Genomic DNA, 11,796 nt, shown 5'->3' with positions numbered 1-11,796 from the left:
TTTCTGGCCGCAGCACCCCTCGTTTGTTGACGATCGCGCGGAACTGTTTGGCCCGAAAATTATCGATGTTGCGTTGGCTTCAGACGGTGATGCTCGTGTGCTCGACGCTTACGACCTGCAAATGGCCATTGTGAAGCGGTCAGATCCACTGGCGGTCGCTCTCACGGGAGGCGGCTGGATTGTGAGAGCTCAAGACGAGAAATGGTTGCTGCTGGCAAGGGAAGCGCCCTGAGCGGATTCGCCGGGCCACAACTGTGGATGGGTGTGGTTGTGAACTACTGGTTCGCCGCGACGAATACAAAGAAAGGTGGGGAGAGCGTCTGCTCTCCCCACCTTTCTTTGAGTTCTATCGGACAGGCAGCTCTTAGAGCGAGCTTCCGATGTCGTCGAACGTGCTCGAAACGCTGGTACCGACGAACGTGATTGCGGCGATCGCCACGATAGCGATGAGCGCAACGAGCAGCGCGTACTCAACGAGGCTTGCGCCCTCGTCACTTGCGATCCTTGCCTGAATAGCTGTCCACAGCTTCATGTTCTTTCCTCCTTTAGCAGGGTGATCCACCGCCAAATCTACGCCATCGGCCCACTTTGGGCTATAGGTCGCTAGGCCTATTTACCACCTACGGTAATCGTCGACCACTGTTAGTGGTTATACGTTTATAGCGGTGATCTATTGAAACCGAGACGGATCGCTTCGACCACAGCCTGGGCACGGTCGGTGATGGCAAGCTTCTCGTAGATCGACGCAAGGTGATTCTTAACCGTCTTTTGCGAGATGAACATGGTCTCGGCGAGTTCATCTGTTGCCGACATGCCAGACGCCAGGTAGCCCAACAGCTCACGTTCTCTTGCCGTGAGCGCCGAAGCGCCGGCATCAAGAACCGGCTGGCGATGCCTGGCGAGGATCTCGTCAATGTCTGGTGCCCCGATGAGAACTTCGCCGGCTGCCACGGCGCGTATTGCTGCGGCCAGATCGGGGAGGCGAGTTTCCTTGGAGAAGAACCCAACCGCGCCGGCGGCTTCGGCGCGTTTGAGATTGTCGGTGTCCGTGTGCATCGTCATCACTATGGCGGGAGGTGCATTTTCAAGCTTGCGAAGTGCAGCAATACCGGTGAGTTTTGGCATCTCGATATCGACGAGGAGCACGTCGGGGCGGTGCGCAGCGACTATCGCGACGAACGCTTCGCCGTCGCCGGCTGTTGCGACCACCTGAAGGTCAGGCACCGCGTTGAGCGCCTCGCGCAATCCTTCAAGGAGGAGGTAGTGATCGTCTGCAATCGCGATACGGATCATCTGTCAACCCTCCATGTCCACAATAATGTGTTTCCCTTGATTGCAGCGGTCATCTGCAATTGCGATGCGGATCATTCGTCGACCTTCCATGTCACGGTGATTGTCGTCCCGTGGCCGGGCGACGATTCGATTGCGGCTTGTCCACCTATTGCCGCGGCGCGTTCTTGCATGCCAACTAGGCCGAAATGTCCGGGTGGCCGGGAGCTCGGGTCAAATCCGATGCCGTCGTCAGCGATTACAAGGGTACCCTGGTTCGCGTCGGCATCGCCGTAGATTGTGATCGTTGACGCCTCGGCATGGTTGACCGCGTTGCGTACCGCCTCGGCCATCACCTCCTTGAGTTCGGTTGCGACATCCAATCGCGGCGTAGTTCGTTCGCGCAGTTCGACTCTAAGCTCGGGTCCCGACGAGTCGATTGAGTAGCCGAGGCTGTGCGCGTGGTCGGACAGACTCTCTTGCGACGGCGAGCGCAGGTCCGCCACTGTGGTGCGCACCGTTTGTATCAGCGCCGCAACGTTTGATCGCAGCGAGTCGAGGTGGCGAACGCTGTCCTCGGAGGCTGATTGGTCCATCATTGCCATGTCTAACCCGAGACCAATAGACGCGAGGCCCGGTCCGATGTTGTCGTGGAGGTCGCGTGCGACTCGGGTCCGCTCCTCAAGAACCGCCCGCCTCGCGATCGTCCGTAGGAGGACGATGTTGTCAAACGCAAGTGCAAGTGGTCGCAACGTTTCAAGGATGAGCTCCTGGTGCTGGGCAATACCGTCATCGTTGTCTTGCCACAGCTCGAGTCGGCCCAGCGTTCTGTCGCCGAGGCGGACGGTGTACGAGACTGGAGATCCGGTCACATCGTCGGATCCTCGTTGAGCAACGATCGTGAAATCGCCTTCGGTGTCGATCGAGACCACTCCGCGGGTGAACGGTACTGCGAGCGCAAGGTCTCTAAGCGCGGCGTCGCCGACCGACATCGGGTTGAGCTCTGACACGGTCGCAAGGTCGCCAAGGCTTGTGAGGAGCGTGTGCGCCGTCGACAGTCTCCGCATTCTTTCGTTTGTTGCGGCGTTTTCGGCTCGCAGCGCATCCCGGCTCTCCTCGCCTTCGATGACCAGCCGACGCCCGTGAGCGAATGTCACGGAGATCAAAATGTAGAAGAACCCGGCTTGCAACACCGGCGTACCAAACGCCGACTGGTCCAAAGAGACTGCAACAAAGACGAGCGCGGCGGTCGATAGTATCGCGGTTTCGATGCCCGTTCGAAATCCGAGAACGCCAGATGCGTACACCGTCGGTACGGCAAGAAACATCAGGAAAGGCGAGTCGATACCATCGGTGATCGTGATGGATAAAATCGAGGCAGCTATGCCGGCGAGGGCCACCAGCTCGCCCGACCACCCCTGACGCCGCACGCTGCGGGGCATAACCTGGATGGCGGTCGCATACAGCCCAGTGAGCCCTGCGCTCCACAACAGCCGAACCGGTGCGATGTCTGCGATGTTTGCGAGCGCAACACCGAAGACGAACGAGAGCCACATAAAAACCGACAGAATCCAGTCGAAGCGCAGTTCCCACGCATCCGGTTGGGCGGATCTGCCCGAGGTGTCTCCAGAAACCATGGGCAGAGAGTACAGTCGATGGATGACCGAACTGAACAATCTTGTGATTCTTGTCTGTGGTGGCATCGGTGCCGGGAAGTCTGTCGTAGTCGACGAGTTTGTCCGTATGGGTGCCAGCGCGATCGAGGCAGACAGGATCGGGCATCAAATCTTGCGGCCCGCAGGCGCCGCCTATGCCGATGTTGTCGAGCGGTGGCCACAGGTTTTGGATGCTGGCGGCGAAATAGACCGGGCAGCGCTTGGCGCAATCGTGTTTTCGGACTCCCACGAGCTTGCTCACCTTGAGGTTATGACCCACCCCGAGATCGTCCGCACGATCGTCGAGTTCACTGATGCGGCTGACGGTCCGGTCGTCGTTGAAGTGCCTCTTGCCTTGGCACTGCCCGACGTGTGGAAGGTCGTGTTCGTTGACGCCCCGCTCGATGTCCGGCTCGATCGAGTGCACCAGCGTGGGATGAGCCGCGGCGACGCACGGCGTCGGGCAAATCTGCAACCGGATCGAGAAACGTGGCTTCGTCTTGCGGATCACGTGATCGTGAATGATGGCGATCTTGGAGCTCTTCGTGAGCGGTCTGCAAGCGTGTGGCAGACCATCATGGACGCGCCGTAGCTGGGAAAGTTGTCACAACCGCCTTGTACGATGGAGCGCATGCAGCCCTTTAAGGTCTACTCCGATTTCCAGCCCGCCGGGGATCAGCCAGAAGCAATCGCGCTTCTTTCTCAAGGGATCGAGCGCGGGTTGAGGTTCCAGACGCTGCTCGGAATCACCGGCTCGGGAAAATCGGCGACTATAGCGTGGACCATTGAACAGGTGCAGCGTCCGGCGCTCGTGCTTGCGCCAAACAAAGCCCTTGCAGCTCAACTCACAAGTGAGTTCCGCGAGTTCTTTCCCGACAATCGGGTCGAATACTTCGTGAGCTATTACGACTACTACCAGCCCGAGGCGTACATGGCGTCGAGCGACACATACATTGAGAAAGAATCGACGGTAAACGATGAAATTGACCGGCTTCGCCATTCCGCAACGGCCGCGCTGCTCACCCGGCGCGACGTGATCATTGTGGCCTCGGTGAGCGCGATTTACGGTCTCGGCTCGCCGGAGCACTACGAGGGGCAACTTCTCAGGCTGGTCCGTGGTGTGGAGTTCCCGTTGCAGGAGTCGGTCAAGCGGCTCGTCAACATTCAATACGACCGCAACGAGATCAACCTCACCCGCGGCAGATTCCGTGTGCGCGGCGACACGCTTGAGGTGTTTCCGGCGTACGAAGAATACGTGTATCGGGTCGAATACTTCGGCGACGAGGTCGAACGGATTCTCAAGATGAACCCGCTAACCGGTGAAGTGGTAGCCGAGCAGAACGATCTATGGGTGTACCCGGCAACGCATTACGTGACTGATCAAGAGAGGTTGCTTGGCGCCGTTGAGAAAATCGAGGTTGAGTTGCACGAGCGGCTTGGCGAACTCGAAGCCGATGGCAAGCTTCTTGAAGCGCAACGGCTGCGAATGCGGACTGCATACGACATGGAAATGATGCGCGAGGTCGGATACTGCTCGGGGATCGAGAACTATTCGCGATACCTCGACGGCCGTGAACCCGGCGAGACCCCGTTCACTTTGCTCGACTACTTCCCTGACGACTACATCATGGTGATCGACGAAAGCCACGTCACTATCCCGCAGATCCACGGTCAGCACGCCGGCGACAAGAGCCGCAAAGACATCCTGATCGAGCATGGCTTTCGGTTGCCGTCGGCGCTCGACAACCGTCCGCTGCGGTTCGACGAGTGGTTTGACAAGGTGCCGCAGGCGATCTTGATGTCAGCGACACCCTCACCGTGGGAGCTTGAGCATTCGGAGCAGATCGTCGAGCAAATCATCAGACCGACCGGTCTCGTCGATCCAGAAGTAATTGTGCGTCCGACCAAGGGCCAGATCGATGATCTCATGCACGAGATCACCCTGCGCGCCGAAAAAGGCCATCGCGTGTTGGTAACCACGCTCACGAAGAAGATGTCAGAGGATCTTACTGACTACTTGCTCGAGTCTGGTGTGAAGGCCCGCTATCTACATTCGGACATCGACACGCTCGAACGTGTGCAGATCCTTAGGGATCTCCGGTTGGGCGAATACGACGTACTTGTCGGCGTCAACTTGCTGCGCGAGGGGTTAGACCTGCCTGAGGTCTCGTTGGTCGCGATCCTCGACGCCGACAAAGAGGGGTTTCTTCGGTCCCAAACATCACTCGTGCAGACCATCGGCCGCGCCGCCCGCAACGTTGACGGCCAGGTTTTGATGTACGCCGACAAGATCACGAAATCAATGCGGCAGGCCATCAACGAGACGAATCGGCGACGCCGCCTGCAAAGGGAGTTCAACGAGGAGCACGGAATTGACCCCACGACCATCCGCAAGCGGGTTTTGGACATTCTCGGCCTCTTGTCAAGTCCCCACTCTCCGTCGGCGAGTCGTAGGAAACGAGAGCTGAAAGAACGTAAACCAACGGACCTGCCGCATGACGATCTAGGCCGTCTGATCCAAAGCCTCGAAGAGGAGATGCACGATGCCGCAGTCGAGCTGCGGTTCGAGTACGCGGCCCGTCTCCGTGACGAGGTGAACGAGTTAAAACGAGAATTACGCGACATGGTTGAGGCAATGAAATAGGATGTTCGTAGCCTGAAATGGCGGCCGCCAGCGGTTTTCTTGTCATAGCGGATTACTACACTTTCACAGGCGGCAAGGCTCCGCACGGTGGATGGCAGAACGACGACGGAGTTCACCCTTTTGGCAACCGACAAGATAGTTATTCGCGGCGCCCGCGAGCACAACCTCAAGAATCTTGATCTTGAGCTACCGCGCGACAAACTCATCGTGTTTACCGGTCTCAGTGGCTCTGGAAAGTCGTCGCTCGCCTTCGACACGATTTACGCGGAGGGCCAGCGTCGTTATGTGGAGAGCCTCTCCGCGTATGCACGCCAATTTCTCGGGCAGTTGGACAAGCCCGATGTCGATTTCATCGAGGGCTTGTCGCCGTCCATTTCGATCGATCAGAAGACATCGTCTCGCAATCCGCGATCCACTGTCGGAACCGTCACCGAGATCCATGACTATCTGCGACTTCTATTCTCCCGCGTCGGGATCCCGCACTGTCCGAAATGCGGGAAGGTAGTAGCCAAACAGACGCCACAGCAGATTGTGGATCAGGTGCTCGAGCTCGAAGTGGGCACACGGTTCCAGGTGCTTGCACCGATAGTGCGCGGACGCAAAGGTGAGTTCGAGTCTCTCTTGAAGGACCTAACCAGGGACGGGTTTTCTAGGGCGCGCATCGATGGTGAAGTGCGCGACCTGACAGGGGACATCAAGCTTGACCGGTATTTTCAACATACGATCGAAGTCGTCGTCGACCGGCTCGTGAGTAAACCTGGAATCGAACGTCGTTTGAGCGAGTCGCTCGAGACCGCGCTCGAACTTGCCGAGGGAATTGCAGTTATCGACGTCACCGGTGGTCCGCCGCTGACGTTTAGCCAACATCTCGCATGCGAGGACTGTGGACTCTCGTTTGAGGACATGCAACCGCGGAACTTTTCGTTCAACAGCCCCTACGGCGCATGTGAAGCGTGTTCTGGGATTGGAACTCGATTCCAAGTCGATCAACAACTCGTCGTGCCCCATCCCCACAAAACTCTCTCCGAGGGCGCACTCGCCCCGTGGGCGGGTAAATTCAGAATGAAGTACTACACGCGATTGCTCGAAGCGATGTGCCGATTCGAAGGGATCGCGATCGATGTACCATTCGAAGCGCTCGACGACGCCGCCGTGCAAGCCGTTCTTTACGGCGCCAGTGGCAAGTCGTACGAGGTCCGCTACACAAACAGGTTCAATCGCGAGCGTCGGTATCATTCTGAGTACGAAGGCGTGATGTCGTGGCTTGAGCGTCGTTACACCGGCGCCGAGTCTGATGCGGTACGGTCTTCGTATGCGCAGTTCATGCGTCAGGTACCGTGCAACACCTGCGGCGGCGCGAGGCTCAATGCCGTTGCGTTAGCCGTCACCGTTGGTGACAAGTCAGTGTTCGATATCTCGTCGATGCCGCTGCGCCACGCACACGAGTTTTTCCAGAACCTCTCTCTCAGCAAGCGTGATCTGACGATCGCGGGTCTAGTGCTCAAAGAGATCCTTGCAAGGCTCAACTTTCTGATCGATGTTGGTCTCGATTATCTCAACCTTATGCGGTCGGCCGCGACGTTGGCGGGGGGCGAGGCACAGAGAATCCGCCTCGCCACACAGATCGGTTCAGGCTTAGTCGGTGTTCTCTACATCTTGGACGAGCCCTCGATCGGACTCCACCAGCGCGACAACAAACGGCTCATTGAGACTCTGCTCAGGCTGCGAGACCTGGGCAACACTCTGATTGTTGTCGAGCACGATGAAGAGACCATCCGCAGTGCGGACCACGTTATCGACATCGGTCCCGGCGCCGGCGAGCACGGGGGAGCGATCATCGCCGAAGGCACCCCCGAGCAGCTCATGGCTTGCGCTGAGTCGATTACCGGTCAGTACCTTGCCGGAAAACTCTCGATCCCGATTCCAGGCGTGCGGCGCGTGAGTGACGGACGCGAACTCGTCATTCGCAAAGCAGCGGAGAACAACCTCCAGGACATCGACGTCCACATTCCTCTGGGAATGTTCGTTGTCGTCACCGGGGTATCGGGATCTGGCAAGTCGAGTCTGATCCAACAGACTCTGTCGAGGGCGCTGCACGCAGAACTCCACGCCGCACGCGCCCTTCCAGGTAGGCACCACAGCATTGAGGGCATGGAGCTTCTTGACAAGGTAATCAACATCGATCAATCACCAATCGGGCGGACGCCGCGATCGAACCCAGCGACCTACACAAAAATGTTCGACCGCATCCGCGAACTCTTTGCGGCCACGCCTGACGCACGTGCGCGCGGGTACAAGCCGGGTCGGTTTAGCTTCAATGTCTCCGGCGGTCGTTGCGAGGTCTGCAAAGGCGATGGCACGCTACGCATTGAGATGCATTTCTTACCGGATGTGTACGTGCCTTGTGATACCTGCAACGGGCTGCGTTACAACAGGGACACGCTTGAAGTGAAGTTCAAGGGCCATTCAATAAGCGACGTGTTGAATCTGTCCATCGAGGATGCACTCACATTTTTCGAACACCAACCCCGAATCAATCGCATTGTGCAGACGCTATTCGATGTCGGTCTTGGGTACGTTCGACTCGGGCAACCGGCGACCACGTTGTCGGGCGGAGAGGCGCAGCGCGTGAAACTCTCCTCCGAACTCGGAAAGCGGGCGACCGGGAAGACCGTGTACATCCTCGACGAGCCGACCACAGGCCTGCACTTCGAGGACATTCGTAAGCTGCTTGCGGTGCTGCAACGACTTGTCGATTCGGGAAACTCCGTCATTGTGATCGAACACAACCTTGATGTCATCAAATGTGCTGATTGGATCATCGATCTCGGGCCCGAGGGTGGCGAAGGCGGCGGGATGATCGTTGCAGAGGGGACTCCAGAGCACGTTGCAACGGTTCAGGCTTCGCACACCGGCCGCTTTCTTGGCGAGAAGCTGTCGCGTTAGAACGTCGGGTTTCGTTACCGGTGAGGCCTAAAGATCATGGGCCGGTGCTCCGACCTTCTAGTGTGACGCTCGAGAAGTCCTCCGTGGCGCACGACGGAAGGACCCGGCAGGTGAACGCAGGAAAATCAGCATTGGTCGCATTCTGGACGGACTGGCGAAAACGAGCATATGCGCGTGCCGCGTTGGCGGCGCTGTTGCTTTCGGTGGTGCTGTCGCCGTTTGCACCGGCCCTCACCTCGCGTAGCAGTGAAGGTCTCGGTGGGGATTTCGCGGCTTTTTACGGCGCAGGTGTGCTTGCCAACCAAGGTGACTACGACAACCTGTACTCCGAGGCCGTGCAGGCCAAGGCGCAGCAAGATTCGACCCGGGTGGTGCCGGGCAAGTTCCTCTACTTCAGCTATCCACCGGTTGTCGCATGGGGGTATGGGTTCCTCGCTCGCGTCTCATACGTGCCGGCTCTCACGCTGCACCTGCTCTTCATGCTGGGATCGCTCGTAGGGGCGGTGGCCATCGGGAGATCGCTGCTGCCAAGAATCGACGAACATCCGCAATGGGCCTTCCTCGCGGCGCTCTCCTTCTGGCCTATGCGCCAAGTGGTGGCAGGAGGGTCAAACACCGCTTTCACGCTGCTACTACTGGTCGTTGTGTGGCGGCTCTTGGAGTCAGACAGGGATCTAGCCGCGGGGGTTGTAGCCTCGCTGTTGTTGTTCAAACCGACTTTTGGATTGCCGGTGCTTGCAGTGCTCGTCGTTTCCCGTCGCTGGCGGGCAGTCACGGGTGGTGCGGGCGGTGCTGCCGTATTCTACGGGGCGAATGCGGTGCTGGCCGGTTTGGGGTGGGTTGTCCCCTGGTGGTCTCAGGCGGAGGCGTTCGGCCGTAAGGACGCGTTGATAAACGGTCCAAGCGCGAGTTCGATCCTGGGTTTCGCACAGAACATTTCGAATGTCCAATGGGTGTGGTACACGGTGCTGGCCGGTGTAGTACTCGTTGCTGTGTGGCTGGGCACGGCATGGGTCTGGTCCAACAAAAGCACTGATTTGGCGACCCTGATGGCGGTGCTCACCGTGGCGTCAATCTGGGGCAGTGCACACGCAATGTCCCACGAGACCGCGGTTCTGATGTTGCCGGTGGCCGTGCTAGTTCAGCGCGCTACAAGAGACGTCGCACCCTGGCTGATCGGGCTGAGTGTTGTTTCATGGCTGGGGTTGGCGGCGGTGTCGCTCGGGTGGGCGCCGATGTTCTTGGTGTCGTTGGTTATCGGCGCCGCGGTATTGCACGAACTTCCGGGGTGGATTGAGAAATCTGAGGAACCCGTCGCAGATTTGGTCGCCCATGGGTGAGCGACGGGTCTCGATCTTCGGCAAGGTCATGCTTGTCGTTGTAGTGATCTGGCTCTTGTCCATCCCCGCAAGAATGACAGTTCCATCACCTGGGGTCCGTCCTCCAGGGGGTGATTTTGCGGCGTTCTACGGTGCCGGTCTGATCGCTAACGCGGGTGACTACTCGGTGCTGTACGACACTGCAACCCAAAGGGCCGCGCAACAGCCGCTAACAAATGTGAGCGACGGTGTGTATTGGTATTTTGCCTATCCGCCGATCGTGGCTACCACATTCGGACCGCTTGCAACGCTGCCGTTCGTAACCGCTGCAATTGTTTACACAGTGCTCATGCTGGCAGCGTGGCTGGTAGCAGCTTGGCTGGCGAGGCCGCTGTTGCCCCGGCTGTTGCTGCGAAACTGGTCGTTAGCCGTTGCGGTATCGCTGTTGTTTCCGCCAACGACCCGTGTCATCGTCGGGGGTACCAACACCGCGGTGACCGTCCTCATTCTCGTGGGCGTCTGGCGACTTCTCGAAGCGGATCAAGACATCGCCGCCGGTGTTCTTGGCAGCGTACTGCTCTACAAACCAACGTTCGGGGTGCCCCTTCTTGCTGTCTGGGTGCTCGCGAAACGAGGGCGGCTTGTTGTTGGCTCATTGGCGGGCGCCGCGGTGTTCTGGCTAATGAACGGTGTCGTCTATGGCTGGGGTTGGCTTTCTGAGTGGCTCCGCCAGGCGGCCCAGTTTGGAAGCGCGGATGCGGTGAGGAACGGATTCTCGGCGAGTTCGATACTCGGGTTCGCGCAAAACCTGAGTGGATCCGAGCGCGGCCCACTCGTGCTTTTGGCAATCGGTCTCGCCGGCGTTCTGTGGCTTGGGATGGTCCAACTTTGGCGCGGGGATGACGAATACTCGACCCTATTTGCGTTGTTGGCTGTCGTGTTCGTTCTCGGTTCGCCGCACGCGATGTCCCATGAAGTTGCGGTCACCATGATCACAGTCGCGGTTGTGGTCGAGCGGTCGTCGTGGCCATGGTCAAAGATCGTTGTTGCATTGGGCGCTCTCGTCGCCGCAGGGTCGCTGATCACGCTGCAGGCGTCGCTCGGTTGGAGTCCAGGCTTTCCGATCGCGATCACGATCGGCGCTGTTGCGATACGGGGCCGACGCCGATGGACCGCTAAGGAACCGGTGAGTGCCGACGTTTTGGTGGCGCCACAGTGACAGCGTGGGAATCGCTTGCGCAATGGTGGCAGCAAGAAATCGATGCAGATCCGGTGTATCGGGAGGACATCACTCCGCTGCTGTGCGATCTGGCGGGGCCGACGAACGAGGGAGTTGTGTTGGACCTCGGATGCGGCGAAGGGCAGGTGGCCCGAGCGTTGTCTGGGACCATCGTCGGTGTTGATGGATCTGTGACCCTGCTGACAACTGCAAGGCAAAACAACCCGGTGGTCCGCTCCTACCTTCCCGAGCTTGCATGGGTTCGTGATGCCGCCGTCGCAGGAGCATATGCGGTGATGGTTCTCGAGCATATTGAAGATCTCGGTCGTTTCTTCGAAGAGACAGCCCGAGTCGTTGCACCCAGCGGTTGGCTTGTGGTGGTCTCCAACCACCCGGCCTATACGGCGCCCGGAGCGGGTCCAATCTTCGACACGAGCGACGGTGAGTATCTGTGGCGGTGGGGACCGTACTTCGAGAGATCGCGTTCTTCTGAGCCCGCCGGCGACGGTGTGATGGTGTTCCATCATCGGTCCCTTGCAGATGTGCTCACCGCGGCTGCTGCGACGGGATGGTCGCTTACGGCAATGGTCGAACGCGGTGCCAGCGAACGGGCTATGAAGCGCGATGAAACAATGCGTGGTCAGCAACACTTTCCACGGCTTGTTGGATACTCGTGGCAGCGACGATGAGTTTCGTGTGCGCCCGTCGATGGGTCAGACCACATTAAAGCCGCCAGCGGAATGT

At 58.8% G+C, this 11,796-nt stretch carries 10 protein-coding genes; 7 read left to right on the top strand and 3 right to left on the bottom strand.

Going from position 1 to position 11,796, the window contains the following annotated elements; genetic code table 11:
* Positions 1 to 232: hypothetical protein (locus IIC71_12570; protein MCH7670015.1), on the top strand; the 232-nt coding region annotated here is incomplete at its 5' end.
* 132 nt (positions 233 to 364) lie between these two features.
* Here IIC71_12570 and IIC71_12565 read toward each other — a convergent pair.
* The 3 genes from IIC71_12565 to IIC71_12555 all read right to left on the bottom strand — a co-directional run bounded on the left by IIC71_12565 (position 365) and on the right by IIC71_12555 (position 2,906).
* Entirely contained in the window at positions 365 to 532 is a 168-nt protein-coding gene (locus IIC71_12565) for a Flp family type IVb pilin (GenBank protein MCH7670014.1), read from the bottom strand.
* 125 nt (positions 533 to 657) lie between these two features.
* The gene (locus IIC71_12560) at positions 658 to 1,293 is read right to left on the bottom strand and encodes a response regulator transcription factor (GenBank protein ID MCH7670013.1); all 636 of its coding nucleotides are present in this window, start codon (positions 1,291 to 1,293) and stop codon (positions 658 to 660) included.
* Positions 1,294 to 1,364: 71 nt separating this feature from the next.
* Complete coding sequence (locus IIC71_12555) at positions 1,365 to 2,906, bottom strand: hypothetical protein (protein MCH7670012.1); 1,542 nt, start codon at positions 2,904 to 2,906, stop codon at positions 1,365 to 1,367.
* Positions 2,907 to 2,928: 22 nt separating this feature from the next.
* Between IIC71_12555 and coaE the strand changes: the two genes are divergently transcribed.
* The 6 genes from coaE to IIC71_12525 all read left to right on the top strand — a co-directional run bounded on the left by coaE (position 2,929) and on the right by IIC71_12525 (position 11,741).
* Entirely contained in the window at positions 2,929 to 3,516 is a 588-nt protein-coding gene (gene coaE / locus IIC71_12550) for a dephospho-CoA kinase (GenBank protein MCH7670011.1), read from the top strand.
* Positions 3,517 to 3,546: 30 nt separating this feature from the next.
* Positions 3,547 to 5,568, top strand: a complete 2,022-nt coding sequence (gene uvrB, locus IIC71_12545; protein MCH7670010.1) for an excinuclease ABC subunit UvrB — start codon at positions 3,547 to 3,549, stop codon at positions 5,566 to 5,568.
* 120 nt (positions 5,569 to 5,688) lie between these two features.
* Positions 5,689 to 8,514: an excinuclease ABC subunit UvrA gene (gene uvrA / locus IIC71_12540; GenBank protein ID MCH7670009.1), complete on the top strand. Its 2,826-nt coding sequence runs from the start codon at positions 5,689 to 5,691 to the stop codon at positions 8,512 to 8,514.
* A 110-nt stretch (positions 8,515 to 8,624) separates the two neighbouring features.
* Positions 8,625 to 9,854, top strand: coding sequence for a DUF2029 domain-containing protein (locus tag IIC71_12535; GenBank protein ID MCH7670008.1), 1,230 nt, complete (start codon positions 8,625 to 8,627; stop codon positions 9,852 to 9,854).
* Complete coding sequence (locus tag IIC71_12530) at positions 9,847 to 11,052, top strand: DUF2029 domain-containing protein (protein ID MCH7670007.1); 1,206 nt, start codon at positions 9,847 to 9,849, stop codon at positions 11,050 to 11,052. Before IIC71_12535 ends, IIC71_12530 begins: the two co-directional genes overlap by 8 nt.
* Positions 11,049 to 11,741, top strand: a complete 693-nt coding sequence (locus IIC71_12525) for a class I SAM-dependent methyltransferase (GenBank protein MCH7670006.1) — start codon at positions 11,049 to 11,051, stop codon at positions 11,739 to 11,741. The genes IIC71_12530 and IIC71_12525 overlap by 4 nt, the downstream gene beginning before the upstream one ends.
* Positions 11,742 to 11,796 lie beyond the last annotated feature (55 nt).

The sequence above is a fragment of the Acidobacteriota bacterium genome (assembly GCA_022562055.1).
Classification (GTDB): Bacteria; Actinomycetota; Acidimicrobiia; order Spongiisociales; family UBA5794; genus BMS3BBIN02.
This window is presented reverse-complemented; position numbering and strand designations above follow the sequence as displayed.